This window comes from Roseateles sp. L2-2, from assembly GCF_050613215.1.
GTDB lineage: Bacteria > Pseudomonadota > Gammaproteobacteria > Burkholderiales > Burkholderiaceae_C > Roseateles > Roseateles noduli.
This window is the reverse complement of sequence record NZ_CP192509.1, coordinates 5,464,997-5,483,592: the sequence shown is the minus strand read 5'-3', so window position 1 is coordinate 5,483,592 and position 18,596 is coordinate 5,464,997. Positions and strand designations below refer to the sequence as shown.

At 69.0% G+C, this 18,596-nt stretch carries 12 protein-coding genes; 3 read left to right on the top strand and 9 right to left on the bottom strand.

The window, feature by feature from the left end; genetic code table 11:
- Positions 1-334: 334 nt before the first annotated feature.
- Positions 335-1,729, top strand: a complete 1,395-nt coding sequence (locus ACQZ13_RS24470; protein WP_431048471.1) for an MFS transporter — start codon at positions 335-337, stop codon at positions 1,727-1,729.
- 27 nt (positions 1,730-1,756) lie between these two features.
- Positions 1,757-2,362 carry a GNAT family N-acetyltransferase gene (locus tag ACQZ13_RS24465; RefSeq protein ID WP_431048470.1) on the top strand — a complete coding sequence of 202 codons (606 nt, stop codon included), beginning with the start codon at positions 1,757-1,759 and terminating at the stop codon, positions 2,360-2,362.
- Positions 2,363-2,395: 33 nt separating this feature from the next.
- Here ACQZ13_RS24465 and ugpQ read toward each other — a convergent pair whose 3' ends face one another.
- From ugpQ to ugpB, 5 genes are all read right to left on the bottom strand, one after another.
- A complete protein-coding gene (gene ugpQ / locus ACQZ13_RS24460) occupies positions 2,396-3,175 on the bottom strand; it encodes a glycerophosphodiester phosphodiesterase (RefSeq protein WP_431048469.1) in 780 nt (259 codons plus the stop codon).
- Between the two features lie 50 nt (positions 3,176-3,225).
- Positions 3,226-4,311, bottom strand: a complete 1,086-nt coding sequence (locus tag ACQZ13_RS24455; RefSeq protein ID WP_431048468.1) for a sn-glycerol-3-phosphate import ATP-binding protein UgpC — start codon at positions 4,309-4,311, stop codon at positions 3,226-3,228.
- 17 nt (positions 4,312-4,328) lie between these two features.
- Positions 4,329-5,177: a sn-glycerol-3-phosphate ABC transporter permease UgpE gene (gene ugpE / locus ACQZ13_RS24450; RefSeq protein ID WP_431048467.1), complete on the bottom strand. Its 849-nt coding sequence runs from the start codon at positions 5,175-5,177 to the stop codon at positions 4,329-4,331.
- Position 5,178: 1 nt separating this feature from the next.
- A complete protein-coding gene (ugpA, locus tag ACQZ13_RS24445) occupies positions 5,179-6,066 on the bottom strand; it encodes a sn-glycerol-3-phosphate ABC transporter permease UgpA (protein WP_431048466.1) in 888 nt (295 codons plus the stop codon).
- Positions 6,067-6,160: 94 nt separating this feature from the next.
- On the bottom strand, positions 6,161-7,486 hold the full coding sequence (gene ugpB / locus ACQZ13_RS24440; protein WP_331614752.1) for a sn-glycerol-3-phosphate ABC transporter substrate-binding protein UgpB: 1,326 nt from the start codon (positions 7,484-7,486) through the stop codon (positions 6,161-6,163).
- 400 nt (positions 7,487-7,886) lie between these two features.
- On the opposite strand from ugpB, the gene ACQZ13_RS24435 reads away from it, so the two are divergent.
- Positions 7,887-11,810, top strand: coding sequence for a DUF3683 domain-containing protein (locus ACQZ13_RS24435; RefSeq protein WP_431048465.1), 3,924 nt, complete (start codon positions 7,887-7,889; stop codon positions 11,808-11,810).
- Positions 11,811-11,989: 179 nt separating this feature from the next.
- On the opposite strand, the gene ACQZ13_RS24430 is transcribed toward ACQZ13_RS24435, so the two are convergent.
- The 4 genes from ACQZ13_RS24430 to ACQZ13_RS24415 form a co-directional block, all read right to left on the bottom strand.
- Positions 11,990-13,924 (bottom strand): methyl-accepting chemotaxis protein, encoded by a 1,935-nt coding sequence (locus ACQZ13_RS24430; RefSeq protein ID WP_431048464.1) that lies wholly within the window; start codon positions 13,922-13,924, stop codon positions 11,990-11,992.
- 334 nt (positions 13,925-14,258) lie between these two features.
- A complete protein-coding gene (locus ACQZ13_RS24425; protein WP_431048463.1) occupies positions 14,259-15,260 on the bottom strand; it encodes a Bug family tripartite tricarboxylate transporter substrate binding protein in 1,002 nt (333 codons plus the stop codon).
- A gap of 102 nt (positions 15,261-15,362) precedes the next feature.
- Entirely contained in the window at positions 15,363-15,917 is a 555-nt protein-coding gene (locus ACQZ13_RS24420; protein WP_431048462.1) for a hypothetical protein, read from the bottom strand.
- Positions 15,918-16,328: 411 nt separating this feature from the next.
- Positions 16,329-18,365, bottom strand: a complete 2,037-nt coding sequence (locus ACQZ13_RS24415; RefSeq protein WP_431048461.1) for a M13 family metallopeptidase — start codon at positions 18,363-18,365, stop codon at positions 16,329-16,331.
- Positions 18,366-18,596: the final 231 nt, after the last annotated feature.

Sequence of the window (18,596 nt, the reverse complement as noted above, 5' to 3'; positions counted from 1 at the left end):
CCCCTGCCTTTCCTCACTTGTCGATGACACAGGGGCGCTGATAGCATCGGCGCCTTCTTCCTCCCCGGAAGCTCTCACGCCACGATCCACGATCGGAGCCGACCCATGACCAAGCTGCTAGACCGCACCAAAGACGACGCCCCGGCGTCGGTGCGCGCGCTTGGCCGGGCCGGCTGGGCGCGACGACCGTAGCGCCTTCACGGCGCCCGCCGGCACGATGCTGCCGGCCTCCCAGGTCCTTGGCTTTCCGCGAGCCCGACGCCCACGGCGTCCCGCTCGCCCGATCCGCAACCGGCGCACGACGCCCCGCGCGGACCGCATCCGGAGTTTCATCATGTTGCCCAAGAGGACAACCACGTGGGTCGACCGTCTGCTCGACCGCCTGCTGGACCTCATCCAGCTCCCCGCCGGCGATCTGCTGCGCAACCTCGTCTACCGGCGTCTCTGGACCTCGATCCTGATCAGCTCGCTGGGCGGGCAGATCACGCTGCTGGCGCTGCCGCTGACCGCGGCCGTGCTGCTGCATGCCTCGCCGACGCAGATGGGCGTGCTGACCGCCATGGAGCTCGCGCCCTTCGTGCTGTTCTCGCTGCCCGCCGGCGTCTGGCTGGACCGCGTGCGCAAGCTGCCGGTCTACATCGTCGGCGAGCTCACCCTGGCCGTCGCCGTGGCCAGCGTGCCCGTCGCCCACTGGATGGGCTGGCTGGGCATGCCCTGGCTGTACTTCGTCGGCTTCCTGCTGGGGACCGTGTACACGATCGCGGGCAGCGCCTCGCAGATCGTGCTGACGCAGGTCGTGAGCCGCGACCGGCTGGTCGAGGCGCATGCGAAGAACGCGCTGGCCTCCTCGGGCGCTGAAGTCGCCGGTCCCGGCGTCGCGGGCGCGCTCATCAAGCTGGTCGGCGCGCCGCTGGCGCTGGCGGTCGACGCGTTGCTGCTGGTGGCCTCCGCGGCCATCCTGCGCGGCGTCAAGGTCAACGAGACCCTGCATCGCCTGGACGGCGCCGACTTCTGGCGCGACCTGAAGGCCGGCGTCGCCTTCGTGCGCGGCAAGCCGATGCTGGTCGCGCTGGCCTGCGCGGTCGGCGGCTGGCAGATGTTCAACCAGGCGGCGCAGGTGGTGCAGATCCTCTTCGCGACGCGCGTGCTGGGGCTGTCGGCGCAGAGCGTCGGCCTGTCCTACATCGCGCTGGGCGCCGGCACGGTGCTGGCGAGCGCCATCGGCCACCGCGTCAGCGCGCGCCTCGGACCCGGTCCCTGCCTGGTCAGCGGCTTCGCGTTGTGCGGCGTCGGCTGGGCGGCGCTGTGCGTCGCGCCGGCCAACGCCTGGGGCGTGGCGGCCTTCGCCTTCACGCTGTTCATGTTCGGCCTGGGCGCGGTGTTCATCTTCATCAACTTCCTGTCGCTGCGGCAGGCGGTGACGCCGGGTCCGCTGCTGGGCCGCATGACCAGCACGATGCGCTGGCTGATCCTGATCCCCGCCGGCCCCGGCGCGCTGATCGGCGGCTGGCTCGGCGAACACGTCAGCCTGCGCGCCGCGCTGGCCTTCGCCGGCGTGGGCGCCCTGCTGCTGGCGGCGCTGGCCTGGCAGGTCCGGGCCATCCGCACGGTGACGGTGCTGCCCAAGGTCGAGGAGGAAGATCCCCCGCTGGGCGTGGAAGCGATGCCGGGCATCCCTCCGGCGAGTCAGGCGAACGGCACGAACCTGCAGCCGGCCAACGGCAACTGATTGCGGTCACCCTCCACCATGCGAGTCATGCCAGCCGACGACCCCATCCTCATCGACGTTCCCGAACGCCTGGAGACGTCGCGGCTCCTGCTGCTCGCGCCGCGCGCGGGCATAGGCGCGCAGCTCAACCGGGCGGTCCTCGACGCGCAGGAGCACCTCAAGCCGTGGATGCCCTGGGCGCATGAGAAGCCCAGCGTCGAGCAGTCCGAAGCGATCGCGCGGCGCATGCAGTCGCAGTTCCTGCAGCGGCAGCATCTGGCGTACTACGTGCACGAGCGCGCCGACGACGGCAGCGCCGGCGCCATGATCGGCGGCGCGGGGCTGCACACGCTGGAGTGGAAGGTGCGTCGCTACGAGATCGGCTACTGGATCAGCCCGGCGCACACCGGGCGCGGGCTGGTGTCCGAAGCGGTGGTGGCGCTGGCGCGAATGGCCTTCGGCCCGCTGCGCGCGCGCCGGCTGGAAATCCGCACCGATTCGCGCAACACGCCGAGCCGCGCCGTCGCCGAGCGTTGCGGCTTCTCACTGGAAGGGCTGCTGAGAGACGACGCGCTCAACGTGGCCGGCCAGCTCAGCGACACCTGCATCTACGGGATGATCTCGGTCAACGAGCTGATCGATCCCGCGCGCTGAGCCGCCGCCTGAAACCGCTGCTTGAGCTGCCGCTCAGGCCGTCGGGCTGAAGCGGTCGACCGCGTCGGTGATGATGCCGTCGACGCCGTTGGCGATCAGCCACTGCGCGGCGGCGGCGTCGTTCACGGTGTAGACCAGCGCCTTCATCTCCGCCTCGTGCAGGCGCGTCACCAGCGCCTGATCCATCAACGCGTAGTGCGTGATGACGGCGCGGCAACCCAGCGACTGCGCCAGCTGCAGCCAGCCGTCGCCGTCGAGCTTGTCGAGCAGCAAACCCCGGGGCACCTGCGGCGCCGTCTCGCGCGCGCCGCGCAGCGCCTCTGGCTGGAAGCTGCTGAACAGCACCGTGTCCGGCGCCGATCCTTCCCACAGGCGCAGCACCTCGCCGCCGACCACCTCGCCGGTGCGGAACTCGTCGCCGGGCGTGGGCTTGATCTCGATGTTCAGCGCATGCTGGTTGCGACGAACGAAGGCCGCGATGGCTTCGAGGCTGGGCGGCGGCTCGCCCGCGAAGGCGCGGCTGTGCCAACGGCCCGCGTCCAGCCGCGACAGCTCGCTCCAGGTCCGGTCCGCGGCGCGGCCGCGCGCGCTCGTCGTGCGGTCCAGCGTCGCGTCGTGCAGCAGGAAGGGCACGCCGTCGGCGCTCAGCTTCACGTCGCATTCGAAGGCGCGGTAGCCGTGGCGCGCGCCTTCGCGGAAAGCCGCCAGCGTGTTCTCCGGCGCCAGCTTGCCGGCGCCGCGATGCGCGACCCAGAAGGGCAGCGACCAGGGCCAGTTGCTCTCGTCGTCGAGGACGGGTGTCCGCAGCGTCATGTCGTTCTCCCTGATCGAGGATCCTCGAGGCGGATTCAGGCCGGTCGCGCTCAGTCGACGCGCTGCCCGGTCGTCGGATCGAACCAGTGCAGCCGCTCGGCCGGTGCTTTCAGCAGCACCTCGTCGCCGGGCTGCGGCGGTGTGTCCGTCCCGTCGATGCGCAACGTGAAGGCCGCGTCGCCGAGCCGGCCGTACACCAGCCGCTCCGCGCCCAGCATCTCGACCATCTCCACCTTCAGCGGCCAGGCGGTCGTTTCGCCGGCGACGATCTGGCCGTCGTGCGGCAGCGCATGCTCCGGACGCAGGCCGAGGACCAGTTCCCCTTCGCGCGGCGCCGGTTGCGGCAGCGGCAGCGACGCGTTGCCGATGATGAATCGGCGGCCCTCGACGCGACCCTTCAGCAGGTTCATCGCCGGCGAGCCGATGAAGCTCGCGACGAAGGTCGTCGCCGGGCGGCCGTAGACCTCCTCGGGCGTGCCGAACTGCTCCATCCGGCCGCCGTTCATGACGACGATGCGCTGCGCCAGCGTCATCGCCTCGACCTGGTCGTGGGTGACGAACAGCGAGGTCACGCCCAACTCGCGGTGCAGCTTCTGGATCTCCAGCCGGGTCTGCACGCGCAGCTTGGCGTCGAGGTTGGACAGCGGCTCGTCGAACAGGAAGACCTGCGGATCGCGCACGATCGCGCGTCCCATCGCCACGCGCTGGCGCTGGCCGCCGGAGAGCTCGCGCGGCTTGCGCTGCAGCAGGTGGGCGAGCTCCAGGATGCGTGCCGCCTTGTCGACGCGCTCGCGGATCTGGGCGTCGGGCAGCTTGCGGATCTTCAGGCCGTAGGCCATGTTCTCGAACACGCTCATGTGCGGATACAGCGCGTAGTTCTGGAACACCATCGCGATGTCGCGGTCGGCGGGTTCGATCTCGTTGACGACGCGGTCGCCGATGGCGATCTCGCCGCCGCTGATCTCCTCCAGGCCTGCGACCATGCGCAGCAGCGTGGACTTGCCGCAGCCCGACGGGCCGACGATGACGACGAACTCGCCGTCCGCGATCTCCGCGTCGACGCCGTGAATGACCGGGTTGGCCTTGGCGCCGGTGCCGTACTGCTTGACGACCTTGCGCAGGGAGATGCTTGCCATCGGAGTCTTCTCTCGTTTTACTTTTCAGTGTCCACCAGGCCCTTGACGAACCAGCGCTGCATCAGCACGACGACCAGCGCCGGCGGGATCATCGCCAGCAGGGCCGTGGCCATGATGATGTTCCAGTCGTTGGCCGCGTCGCCGCCGCTGATCATGCGCTTGATGCCGATGACGACGGGGTACATGCTCTCGTCGGTGGTGACCAGCAGCGGCCACAGGTACTGGTTCCAGCCGTAGATGAACTGGATGACGAAGAGCGCCGCGATGCTGGTCTTGGACAGCGGCAGCAGCACGTCGCGGAAGAAGCGCAGCGGCCCGGCGCCGTCGATGCGCGAGGCTTCGACCAGCTCGTCCGGGATGGTCAGGAAGAACTGCCGGAACAGGAAGGTCGCGGTCGCCGAGGCGATCAGCGGCACCGTCAGGCCGGCATAGCTGTTGAGCATCTTCAGGTCGGAGACGACCTGGTAGGTCGGGCCGATGCGCACCTCCACCGGCAGCATCAGCGTGACGAAGATGGCCCAGAAGAAGAAGTTGCGCGCCGGGAAGCGGAAGTAGACGATGGCGAAGGCCGACAGCAGCGAGATCGCGATCTTGCCCACCGCGATGACCATCGCGGAGACGAAGCTGATCCACATCATCTGCCCGACCGGCGCCTTGGAGCCGCCGCCGCTGTTGCCGAACAGCGCGGCCGACCAGGTGTCCAGGAAGTGCGAACCCGGCAGCAGCGGCATCGGGGCCTGGACGATCTCGTTGGCCGTGTGCGTCGACGCAACGAACGCGATGTACAGCGGGAAGGCGACGATCAGCACGCCGAGCACCAGGATCAGGTGCGACAGCATCGTCAGGGCGGGGCGGCGTTCGACCATGTCAGTACTGCACCTTCTTTTCGACGAAGCGGAACTGCAGCACCGTCAGCGTGATCACGATCGCCATCAGCACCACGCTCTGCGCGGCCGAGCCGCCCAGGTCCAGCGCCTTGAAGCCGTCGTAGTAGACCTTGTAGACCAGGATCGCCGTGTCCTTGCCGGGGCCGCCGTGGGTGGCCGCGTCGATGATGCCGAAGGTGTCGAAGAACGCGTAGACGACGTTGATCACCAGCAGGAAGAACGAGGTCGGCGACAGCAGCGGGAAGGTGATCGTCCAGAACCGGCGCCACGGGCCGGCGCCGTCGATGGCGGCGGCTTCCAGCAGCGACTTGGGGATGGATTGCAGCCCCGCGAGGAAGAACAGGAAGTTGTACGAGACCTGCTTCCACACGGCGGCCATGACCACCAGCGCCATCGCCTGGTCGGCGTCGAGCAGGTGGTTCCAGTCGACGCCCAGGCGCTGCAGGCCGTAGGAGACGACGCCGATGGACGGCGCGAACATGAACAGCCACAGCACGCCCGCGATCGCCGGGGCGACGGCGTAGGGCCAGATCAGCAGCGTCTTGTAGACCGGCGCGCCGCGCACGACGCGGTTGGCCATCGTGGCCAGCAGCAGCGAGACGGCCAGTCCGAGCACCGCCACGAGCAGCGAGAACACCGCCGTCGTCTTGAACGAGGCGAGGTAGCTGTCGTCGTTGAACAGGGTGCGGAAATTGTCCAGGCCGACCCACTCGGTCGACAGGCCGAAGGCGTCCTGCTGCTGCAGGCTCTGCAGCAGCGCCTGGGCCGCCGGCCAGAAGAAGAACACGCCGATCACCAGCGCCTGCGGCGCCAGCAGCAGCCAGGGCAGCCAGCGCGATCGGAACACCACGCGTTTCTGTTGGGACATCCGGAGTCGGCGCCGAAAGAGGAAGGGGAAGGACCGGGAGCGTCGGCCCCGGAGCGGCGGGGCCGCTCCGGAGATTCAGCCGCTCAACCGGGGGTCAGGACTTGTTGGCCTTCTGGAAGCGCTCAAGCAGCTCGTTGCCGCGCTTGACCGCGGCGTCCAGGCCTTCCTTGGGCTGCTTCTTGCCGGCCCAGACCTGTTCGAGCTCCTCGTCGATGACGGTGCGGATCTGCGCGAAGTTGCCCAGGCGCACGCCGCGCGACTTGTCCGTCGTCTTGCGGATCATCTGCTGCACGGCGACGTCGGTGCCGGGGTTCTGCTTGTAGAAGCCGCTCTTCTCGGTCAGCTCATAGGCCGCCTTGGTGACCGGCAGGTAGCCGGTGCGCTTGTGGCTCTCGGACGCGACCTGGGCCTGGGCCAGGTACTGGAAGAACGCGGCCACGCCCTTGTACTCCGCGGGCTTCTTGCCCGACATCACCCACAGGCTGGCGCCGCCGATGACGGTGTTCTGCGGCGCCCCCGGCACGTCGGGGTAGTAGGGCAGCGTCGAGATGCCGAAGTTGAACTTGGCGCTCTTCTTGACGTTGGCGTAGAGGCCGGAGGAGCCGGTCATCATGGCGCACTCGCCGGAGAAGTAGCTCGAGTCGGCGCTGTTGCCGCGGCCCTTGTAGACGAACAGGCCCTGCTTGGCCATGTTGGCCAGGTTCTCGATGTGGCGCACGTGCAGCGGCGTGTTGAACGCCAGGCGCGTGTCCAGGCCGCCGAAGCCGTTGTTCTTGGTCGCGTACTCGACGTTGTGCCAGGCGGAGAAGCTCTCCAGCTGCGTCCAGCTGACCCAGCTCGTGGTGAACGGGCACTTGGAGCCGGAGGCCTTCAGCTTGGCCGCGGCGGCGGCGACTTCCGGCCAGGAGGTGGGCGGCTTCTCGGGATCCAGGCCGGCGGCCTTGAACGCGTCCTTGTTGTAGTGGAAGACGGTCGTCGAGCTGTTGAACGGGAAGCTCAGCATCTGGCCGTTCGGCGCGGTGTAGTAGCCGGCCACGGCGGGCACGTAGGCGGCGTTGTCGAACTTGACGCCGGCCTGCTGCATGACCTGGCCCACCGGCACGATCGCGCCCTTGCTGGCCATCATGGTGGCGGTGCCGACCTCGAAGACCTGCAGGATGTGCGGCGCGTTGCCGGCGCGGAAGGCGGCGATGGCGCCGGCCATGGACTCGTCGTAGCTGCCCTTGTAGGTCGGGACGATCTTGTAGTCCTTCTGGCTGGCGTTGAAGTCCTTGGCCAGGTCGTTGACCCAGTCGCCGAGGGCGCCGCCCATCGAGTGCCACCATTGGATCTCGGTCTGCGCCGACGCGGCGGCGGGAGCGATCAGCGCGGCGAGCGCGACGGCCGACGTGGCCAGCAGGGAAGTCGGGAGGTGCTTCATGGGTCTCCGATGCTCGGGAAGGGTGGTTCTGCGGTCCGCGGCGGACATCGTCGGGTGGACGGTCCGCCGAGGGCCGGCGAGCTTATCGATGGATTGTGACACTGGCGAACCGTTCGCCGAGGGGTGGGCGGCGGCAGATCCCTAGAGTCCCTCGCCGGGGATTGCCCTCTGGCGCTGCGGTACGATTCCCACCATTGCCCAGACCGGGCCGGCCGCCGATCGCGGCCATTCGCGAACGCCACTTCCACGCCTGTGTCCAGCCGGCGCGGGGACCACAAGTCCGGGGCGCTGTCCGGTCCACGGCCACAGCTCTCTCCGCTTGTCTTTCCAGCCTGGCATCGGTGTCCGCTCCCCTGGACGCCGGCCTGCCGCAACCCCGGTGCGCGAGCACCTGGCCGCCATGAATGCACCGCATCTGCTGATGCCCGCCGACCCCGCGATGGCCGGCGACCTGAGCCAGCCGCACGCGCCCGCCGCCCGGCTGCGCGAGATTCCGTACAACTACACGTCCTTCTCCGATCGCGAAATCGTCCTTCGCCTGCTCGGTGCCCGGTCGTGGGAACTGCTGGATCAACTGCGCACCGAACGCCAGACGGGTCGCTCCGCGCGCATGCTGTACGAGGTGCTCGGCGACATCTGGGTGGTGCAGCGCAACCCCTACCTGCAGGACGACCTGCTGGACAACCCCAAGCGCCGCGAGGCGCTGATCGGCGCGCTGCGCCATCGTCTGGGCGAAGTGCAGCGCCGTCGTCATCCGGAAGACGACGCCAAGCGCGACGCCTGGGTCGGCGAGCTGCTGACCGCGGCGGAAGCGGCGGTGGGCGCGTTCTCGCACCAGTTCGAGCAGGTGGCCGAGCTGCGCAAGCGCGCGGTCAAGGTCTTCGCGAAGGTCACCGCCAAGGACAACGTCAAGTTCGACGGCCTGTCGCGCGTCTCGCACGTGACCGACGCGACCGACTGGCGCGTCGAGTACCCCTTCGTCGTGCTGACGCCCGACACCGAGGCCGAGATGGCCGCGCTGGTGGCCGGCTGCTTCGAGCTGGGCCTGACGGTGATCCCGCGCGGCGGCGGCACCGGCTACACCGGCGGCGCGGTGCCGCTGGTGTGGAACAGCGCGGTGATCAACACCGAGAAGCTCGAAGCCATGCGCGGCGTCGAGATGCAGCGCCTGCCGGGCCTGGACCGGGACGTCCCGACCATCTGGACCGAGGCCGGCGTCGTCACGCAGCGCGTGTCGGATCTGGCGGAGCTGCACGGTTTCGTGTTCGCGGTCGATCCCACCTCGGCCGAAGCCTCGTGCATAGGCGGCAACGTCGCGATGAACGCCGGCGGCAAGAAGGCGGTGCTCTGGGGCACGGCGCTGGACAACCTCGCCTCGTGGCGCATGGTGACGCCGGACGCGAAGTGGCTGGAGGTCGTCCGCGTCAACCACAACCTCGGCAAGATCCACGACGTCGAGGTCGCGAGCTTCGACCTGCACTACTACGACGCGACCGGCAAGACGCTGGAGCGCACGGAACGCCTCGACATCCCGGGCCGCACCTTCCGCAAGGAAGGCCTGGGCAAGGACGTGACGGACAAGTTCCTCGCGGGCCTGCCGGGCATCCAGAAGGAAGGCTGCGACGGCCTGATCACCAGCGCGCGCTGGATCGTGCACCGCATGCCGGCGCACGTGCGCACGGTCTGCCTGGAGTTCTTCGGCAATCCGAAGGAGTGCGTGCCGTCCATCGTCGACATCAAGGACTTCATGTTCGGCGAGATGAAGAAGCCGAACGGGGCGATCCTCGCCGGCCTGGAGCATCTGGACGACCGCTACCTGAAGGCCGTCGGCTACGCGACCAAGAGCAAGCGCGGCGGGCTGCCGAAGATGGTGCTGATCGGCGACATCGTCGGCGACGACGCCGATGAAGTCGCGCGCGCCACCAGCGAGGTCGTGCGCCTGGCCAACGGGCGTTCGGGCGAAGGCTTCGTCGCGGTCAGCGCCGATGCGCGCAAGAAGTTCTGGCTGGACCGCAAGCGCACGGCGGCGATCTCCAAGCACACGAACGCGTTCAAGGTGAACGAGGACGTCGTGATCCCGCTGCCCCGCATGGGCGAGTACACGCTGGGCATCGAACGCATCAACATCGAGCTGTCGCTGCGCAACAAGCTCGCGCTGATCGACGCGCTGCGCACCTTCTTCGCCGACGGCCACCTGCCGCTGGGCAAGGGCGACGACGCCGGCGAGATCCCGAGCGCCGAACTGCTCGAAGACCGCGTGGCGCAGGCGCTCGCATTGCTGGACGAGACCGGCCTGCAGTGGCGCACCTGGATGCAGGAACTGGACGTCCCTCGTGAAGGCGAACGCTCCTACTTCGAGCAGCTGCAGGACTACACCCTGCGCGCGAGCTGGAAGCGCCAGATCCTGAAGCCGTTGCAGGACGTCTTCGCGGGCGGGGCGTTCGCGCCCATCCTGGCGGAGTGCAAGCGCATCCACAAGGAGGTGCTGCGCGGCCGCGTCTGGGTGGCGCTGCACATGCATGCCGGCGACGGCAACGTGCACACCAACATCCCGGTGAACTCGGACAACTACGAGATGCTGCAGACCGCGCACGAGGCGGTCGCGCGCATCATGACGCTGGCGCGCTCGCTGGACGGCGTGATCTCGGGCGAGCACGGCATCGGCATCACCAAGCTCGAGTTCCTCAACGACGACGAGCTGGCGGGCTTCGCCGACTACAAGGCGCGCATCGACCCGCAGGGCCGCTTCAACAAGGGCAAGCTGCTGCGCCCGGGTACCGGCGGCCAGGGCGGCCAGACGACCTTCGCGGATCTGACCAACGCCTACACGCCCAGCTTCGGGCTGATGGGGCACGAGTCGCTGATCATGCAGCAGAGCGACATCGGCGCGATCAGCGAGTCCATCAAGGACTGCCTGCGCTGCGGCAAGTGCAAGCCGGTCTGTGCGACGCACGTGCCGCGCGCCAACCTGCTCTACAGCCCGCGCAACAAGATCCTGGCGACCTCGCTGCTGGTGGAGGCCTTCCTCTATGAGGAGCAGACGCGCCGCGGCGTGTCGATCAAGCACTGGGAGGAGTTCGAGGACGTCGCCGACCACTGCACGGTCTGCCACAAGTGCGTGAACCCGTGCCCGGTGAAGATCGACTTCGGCGACGTCACGATGAACATGCGCAACCTGTTGCGCAAGATGGGCAAGAAGAGCTTCCGTCCCGGCAACGCCGCGGCGATGCTGATGCTCAACGCGACCAATCCGGAGACGATCAAGGTGGCCCGCGCGGCGATGGTCGGCGTCGGCTTCAAGGCCCAGCGCATCGCCAACAGCCTGCTCAAGCGCGTCGCGCGCAAGCAGACCGCCGCGCCGCGCGCGACGGTGGGGACCGCGCCGATCAAGGAACAGGTCATCCACTTCATCAACAAGAAGCTGCCCGGCGGCCTGCCGAAGAAGACGGCGCGCGCACTGCTCGACATCGAGGACAAGGACTACGTCCCCATCATCCGCAACCCGCAGAAGACCTCGGCGGAAGCGGAGGCGGTCTTCTACTTCCCGGGCTGCGGCTCGGAGCGCCTGTTCAGCCAGGTCGGCCTGGCGACGCAGGCCATGCTCTGGCATGCGGGCGTGCAGACGGTGCTGCCGCCGGGTTACCTCTGCTGCGGCTATCCGCAGCGCGGCTCGGGCCAGTTCGACAAGGCCGAGAAGATCATCACCGACAACCGGGTGCTGTTCCACCGCGTGGCCAACACGCTGAACTACCTCGACATCAAGACGGTGGTGGTCAGCTGCGGCACCTGCTACGACCAGCTCCAGGGCTACAAGTTCGAGGACATCTTCCCGGGCTGCCGCATCATCGACATCCACGAGTACCTGCTGGAGAAGGGCATCCAGCTCGACACCAAGCAGGCCTACCTCTATCACGACCCCTGCCATTCGCCGATGAAGCTGCAGGAGCCGATGAAGACGGTGAAGGCGCTCGTCGGCCCCGAGGTGATGAAGAGCGAACGCTGCTGCGGCGAAAGCGGCACGTTGGGCGTCACGCGGCCGGACGTGTCGACGCAGGTGCGCTTCCGCAAGGAAGAGGAACTGCGCAAGGCGGAGACGCAGCTGCGCGCGGCGGGCAAGGTCGGGGCCGAGGAGAACCTCAAGATCCTCACCAGCTGCCCGTCCTGCCTGCAAGGTCTCAGCCGCTACGGCGACGACATGCAGAACGGCCTGCTGGAGGCGGACTACATCGTCGTCGAGATGGCCCGCAAGATCCTCGGCGAGAACTGGATGCCCGAGTACGTCGCCAAGGCCAACAACGGCGGCATCGAGCGCGTGCTGGTCTGAGGGCTTCCGTACTGCCCCGGCCGCTGGCCCTCACCCCCGCCCTCTCCCGCAAGCGGGAGAGGGAGTGAGAATGCACCGAGCCATTCGGGGCAGGTGCACTGGGGTGGCCCCCTCTCCCGCTTGCGGGAGAGGGCGGGGGTGAGGGCCAGCGGCGGTGGAAGTACCGCCCGCCGCGACGATCAGACCCGGAACTGTCCGACCTGCTCCACCAGCCGGTGCGCCTGCTCCCGCAGGCTTTCCGCGGCGGCGGTGCTTTCCTCGACCAGCGCGGCGTTCTGCTGCGTGCCTTGATCCAGCTGGGCGACGGCGCCGTTGATGCGCGTCACGCCTTGGGACTGCTCGCGCGACGCGGTGGAGATCTCTCCGATGATGTCGGTCACGCGCTTCACGCTGGTGACGATGTCGCGCATCGCCTCGCCGGTGTCGCCGACGAGCTTGGCGCCGGACTCGACGCGCTCGCCGCTGGCGGTGATCAGGCCCTTGATCTGCTTGGCGGCTTCCGCGCTGCGTTGTGCCAGGTGGCGGACCTCGGACGCGACGACCGCGAAGCCGCGGCCCTGTTCGCCGGCGCGCGCCGCTTCCACCGCGGCGTTCAGCGCCAGGATGTTGGTCTGGAACGCGATGGAATCGATCGTGCCGATGATGTCGCCGATCTGGCGGCTGGCGGCGGAGATCTCGTCCATCGTCGTCACGACCTGGGCGACGACGTTGCCGCCGCGCTGGGCCGCGCGATCCGATTCGCCGACCAGCTGATGGGCCTGCGCGGCCGACGCGGCGGTCTGGCTCATCGAGCTGGCGAGTTCCTCCAGCGCGGAGGCGGTCTCCTGCAGATGGCTGGCCGACTGCTCGGTCCGTGCCGACAGGTCGCGGCTGCCCGCGGCGACTTCCGCCGAGGCGGTGCCGATGGAATCGCTGGCCTGGCGCACTTCGTTGATGGTGCGCGACAGCTGCAGACGCATGCGTTCGACGCCGGCGGCCAGGGCGCCCAGGTCGTCCTGCTGGCGCACGATCACCGGACGGGTCAGGTCGCCCGCGGCGACGGCGCTGACGGCCTCGTTCAGGTCCGCCAGCGGCCGGCCGACCCAGCGTCCGAGGATCCAGGTCACGCCCAGGCCCAGCAGCACGACGGTCGCGAGGATCAGTCCCCACAGCACCCACAGCGTGGTGTTGTGCGCCGCCAGCGCCTGCGCGCGCGAGGCTTCGGCGACCACCCACCAGCCGGTGGCCTGCGACTTGCGCGCCACCGCGAACGCGTCCTTGTAGCCGTCGCCGTAGACGGCCTGGACCTTCTCCAGCACGCCGTCCTGATCTTCGGTCAGCGTCTTCACGTACTGCTCGGCCTGGTCGGCCGGCATCACTTCGGACAGCTTCTTGCCCTGCGAGCGCGGATGGGCGCGCAGCAGCGCGTCGGCCGGCGTCTTGCCCGGGTCGAGCAGGTACAGGCCGCCGGTTTCGTAGAGCTTGACCGCGTCGGCCATCTTCACGAGCTCCTGCTGCAGGCCGCGCATGTCGAAGCCGATGAACAGGATGCCGACGACCTTGCCGCCCGCGTCCTTGATCGGCGAGTAGCGGGTCATGTAGGGCACCTTGAACAGCGTCGCCGGGCCCACGTAGGTGTCGCCCGCGGAGAGCTTGCCGAACGCCGCGCCGGCGCGGTCCAGCGTCGTGCCGACGGCGCGGGAGCCGTCTTCCTTCTTCACCGAGGTCGTGACGCGGATGAAGTCGTCCGAGCCCTTGCGCGCAAAGATCGTCGCCACGCCGCCGGTGCGGCGCGAGAAGCGGTCGACCGCGTCGAAGTTGCCGTTGAGCTTCTGACCGTTGAAGGCCAGTTCGCCGTCGCCGTCCAGCGTGAAGGCGCCGCCTTCGAAATCGCCGGCCAGCACGTCGTAGAGCCGGTTGGCCGAATCCCGCGCCGTGCGGTCCAGGGCGTCCGCGACGCGCGCCACCGACGAAGCTTCCGCCGACATGTAGTCCAGCGTGCGCTGCTGCGCCTGATTCGTGAGCACCCACGACAGGGCGCCGCAGATGACGATCAGGAGCACCGCGATGGCGGCGCTGGACCAGATGGAGACGCGACGGGCGACCGTCGCGCGCACGGCGTTGCTGTTGTTCATGACGGGACGGCTCCGCGACGAGGCGGAGCGGAAGTGATGGGGAAGAGGCCTCCTAGCGCGTCGTTATCGTTTTTGTCTTTGCGCTGGGTCAAACTTTATTGCGTAAGACAGCGTTTCTGGCAGTTTTGCTTATCGCCCTTCCAGGGATAACCCGGGGCTATTTCACGCACAACGGAAGTAATCGCCCCCACGTCCCCTCAGAGGAGGACAGCGCTATCAGTCCATGATCGGACGACCGACCGGACGGTCGGGAGTCGCGATATATCCACCGGAATATGGCGAGCCGACCTCGTCGAGATCGACATCGAGAACGCCTTCGAGCCCCGGTGACGGGTCACTCGGCCGAGATGCCGCGGCTGCGGATGAGGGCGTGCCACTTCGTCGTTTCGGCCTGGATGAAACGGGCCAACGAGGCAGCGTCGCCCGGTGCGACTTCAAGGCCGAAGTCTTCCAGCTTTGCTTTCAGGTCCGGCTGCGTGAGCGCCTTGCCGAGTTCGGCGCCCAGGCGGGCCACGATCGCGTCGGGCGTTCCTTTCGGGACGAACAGGCCCTGCCAGGCGCTGACCTCCACGCCGGTGACGCCGGTCTCGTCGAAGCTCGGCACGTCGGGCAGCGCGGCGATGCGCTTGGGCGCGAGCACGGCCAGCGCCTTCAGCTTGCCGGCGCGCAGATGGGGCAGGGCGGCCGCGGTGTCGAGGATGCCCATGGGCACGACGCCCGCGATCAGGTCCTGCGTCGAGAACGCCGTGCCGCGGTAGGGCACGTGGACGATGTAGCTGTTGGTGCGGTCCTTCAGCAGCTCCATCGCCAGGTGGTGCGGGCTGCCGACGCCGGGCGAGGCGTAGCTGTGCTTCCCCGGCCTGGCCTTGATGGCGTCCAGCCACTGCTTCGCCGAACTGAAGCCGGCGTTGGGATTGACCACCAGCAGCAGCGGGAAGCGCGCCATGAGGCCGACCGGCGCGAAGTCCGCCGGCGCGTACGGCAGCTTCTTGTACAGCGCGCTGTTGAACACCATCGCGCCGTTGTCGCCGGTGAGGAGGGTGTAGCCGTCCGGCGGCGACTTGGCGGCGTTGTCGGTGCCGATGATGCCGGCGGCGCCGGGCTTGTTGTCGATGATCAGCGTCTGTCCGAGCGCCTTGCCGAGCACCGGCGCCAGCTGTCGCGCGAGGAAGTCGGAGCCGCCGCCGGCGGGGTAGGCCACGACCCAGCGGACCGGCTTGGAGGGCCAGGTGTCGGCTTGCGCGGCCGAGGGCCAGCCCAGCGCGCCGGCGGTGGCGCCCAGGGTGCCCGTGATCAGCAGGGAACGTCGCGTGGCATCGGTCGGGCGGACGGGCATGGCAGGGGTCTCCGGGTTGTCGTGCCGACCATCCTAGCCAGCCGCCCGAGGCGCCCCCTCCCGGAACAACCCGATCAGCGCCCGTCGATCAACGTTCGTCGATCAACGTCCGTCGACCATCGCCGCGCTCGCCGCGCCGGCGGACGAGCCCGCCGCCGGCGGGGCCATCTCGAGCAGCGCGACGCGGCCGCTCATGTCGTCGCGGGCGTCCTCGTTGCGGAAGGACACCTGCATCACGTAGAGCGTGTCGCGCGCGGCGCCCTGGCATTGCAGCGAGCGCACGGCGCGGCGCAGCGCGGTGCGGTAGGCCAGGGGACCGCGGTCCTGCACGTCGCTGACGACGTTGCCGTTCAGGCGGAAGCTGACCGTGGACAGGCCCTCCTTGCCTTCGACGAACTGGACCTTGCCCAGCCGGTCGCCGAGCGCCTTGTCCACGCCGGGGCAGGTGGCGCGCACGTCGGTGCGCGGGATCTCGCCGGGGCGGCGGCCGGAGATCTCGACGCGCTGCAGGTCGTCGGGCGCGGCCTGCGCGGTGCCGACGGCCAGGGCGGCGAAGACCGCGCCCGCGGCGAGGCCGGTGGCGGCGCGGAGGAGGTTGGTGCGGACGGTGCGGATGGTGCGGCGGGTGGTGGCGGTGGTGGCGGTGGTGGCGTGCATGTCGTGCTCCTGAGGGCTGAGGAACCGTCGCGACCCGCGTCGAGGTGGCGGAACGATCGGTCTTTTTTCAGCGTAGGCAGCACGGGGTCGTCGACCAAGCGGCGAGCGACCAAGCGTCGAAGACGGGGGGCGGAGCGCGGGAAATCCGCGACGAAACGCACGTCGCCGCGACGAGCCGTGAATCGACTTTCCCCAGTATCCATCGGGTAGAAAGTCATGCATGACTTCCCGCGCATCGTCGCGTGACGGTGCGATGACAAGACCTGGCACCGCACGTGATGCGCACGGTCCATGACTTCCGCGCGCGGGTCCCGAAAGGCACGGGTCCTGAATGGCACGGGGCCTGCCGCGCCTCACGGCGGGCAGGCCCCGGAGGCCGCGGCGGGGTCGCGCCGCGGCGGGTTCAGCGCGTCACCAGACCTTGATCGGATCGGCCGCCACCATCGCATCGCCGCCCTTGCAGCTGAAGGCCTTGGCGAACTCCGGCATGTTGGACATGGGCGCCAGCACGCGGAACTTGCCCGGCGAATGCGGATCGGTGCGCAGCTGGTTCAGCAGCGCCGCTTCGCGCGTCTTGTTGCGCCAGACCATGGCGTTGGACAGGAAGAAGCGCTGCTCGGGCGTGAAGCCGTCGATCTTGTCCGTCTTCCCCGTGCGGCGCAGCGCGTTCTGCAGCGCGTCGAAGGCGATCGGCATGCCGGCCATGTCGGAGATGTTCTCGCCCAGCGTCAGACGGCCGTTGATGTGCGTGCCCTTGACCGGCTCGTAGCTCTCGTAGAGCGCCACCACGCGGTCCGCGCGCGCCTTGTAGTTGTCGGCGTCGGAGGCGGTCCACCAGTCGTTGAGGCTGCCGATGCTGTCGAACTGCCGGCCGCGGTCGTCGAAGTGGTGGACGATCTCGTGCCCGATCACCATGCCGATGCCGCCGTAGTTGACCGCGTCGTCGGCCTTCGCATCGAAGAACGGCGGCTGCAGGATGCCGGCGGGGAAGGTGATCTCGTTCAGACCGCCGGCCTGCGCGTTCACGATGTACGGCGACATCGTCCACCGCGTGCGGTCGCTCGGGCGGTCCAGGTCCTTGATCTGCTCGCCGTGGAACCAGGCCGCGGCGCGCAGCTGGTTGCCGGCGAAGTCCTTGGGATCCAGCGTCATGCCCTCGTACTTCGGCCAGGTCTCGGGCGCGCCGATCTTGGGCTGCATCGCCTCCAGCTTCTCCAGCGCCCTGACCTTGGTCTCGGGGTTCATCCAGGCCAGGTTCTGGATGCGCGTCTTCATCGCGGCCTTGACGTCGCCGATCAGCAGCGTCGCGCGGCGTTGCGCCTCCGGTGAGAAGGCCTTGGAGACGAACAGCTCGCCCAGCGCCAGTCCGAGCGGGCTGCCGCCGGTGCGGCCGCCGATCAGCTGGATGACTTCCTCGTTGCGCGGCGTCGGCTGTTCCAGGCCGGAGATCGCCACGCCGCGGTAGTCGAAGTCGGCATCGGCGAAGGCCTTGGGCAGGCGTGCGGCGCTGTTCTCCAGCACCCGGACGCGGAGGTAGGTCTGCCAGGTGGCGAGCGGCACCTTGCCGGCCATCTGGCCGACGCGGGCCAGGAAGTCGGGCTGCGCCACGATCAGCCGCTCGACGCCGCCGGCGCGCGTGTCGCTGCGCGTCAGCGCCTTCAGATAGGCGTCCCAGGCCAGGCCCGGCGCCTTCTCGCCCAGCTCCGGCGTCGTCATCGGGTTGTAGACCTTGAGCGGATCGCGCAGCTGCGCGCGCGGCGTCGTCGCGTCGGCCAGCTGGGACTCGAAGGCCATCAGGGCGTCGATCGTCGCCGGCGTGGCGTCGAAGCCGGCCGACGACAGCAGGCGCTGCGCGTACAGCCGGTAGGCCGCGCGCAGCTTCTTCGCGATCTCGGTGTCCTTGAAGTAGTCGTCGCGGTCCGGCAGGCCCAGACCGGCCTGGCCCAGCGTCAGCACGTTCACGCGGGTGTTCTTGACGTCGGCGCGCACGCCGGCGCCCACCGGCGCGGCGATGCCCACGCGGCCCAGCTGCGCCAGCGCGAAGGGCAGGTCCTCGGCCGACTTCATCGAGGCGACGCGGTCCAGCAGCGGCTTGATCGGCTTCAGGCCTTGCGCCTCGATGGCGGCGCGGTCCATGCCGCTGGCGTAGTACGCCGCGACCTGCTTCAGCCCCGGCGACTTCTGCAGCGCCGGCTTGGCCAGCAGCTCCGCCAGCGCCTCGCTCAGCAGCCGGTCGTTGGCCACGCGCAGCGCGTCGAAGCTGCCGATGCGGGTGCGGTCGGCCGGGAGCTCGGTCCGGGCGACCCACGGGCCGTTCACGTAGTCATAGAAGTCGGCGCAGGGCGCGACGTCGGGCGAGAAGCTCGCGACGTCCAACGCGCGGGCCGGCGCGACGGCCAAGGCCAGGGTGGAGGCGGCCGCGGCGGCGATCAGGCGTAGAGGGAACATGGTTATCTGTCACCAATGTGTGGCGAAAACGACAAGTCCCACAGGCTAATCGAGCCCCCGGCGACCCGCCATCGGAGGCGTCCCGCGCATGGCTTCCGGCACCCCGGGCACGCCGCTCGCGCGGCCTCGCAAACACCGCGCAAACCTTACGAATCAGCGCGTTAGCCGTAAGAAAGGGGCGATTGGCGGATCAAAGTCTGCGTTTTGACACAAAAAGGTTATAGGGGTATT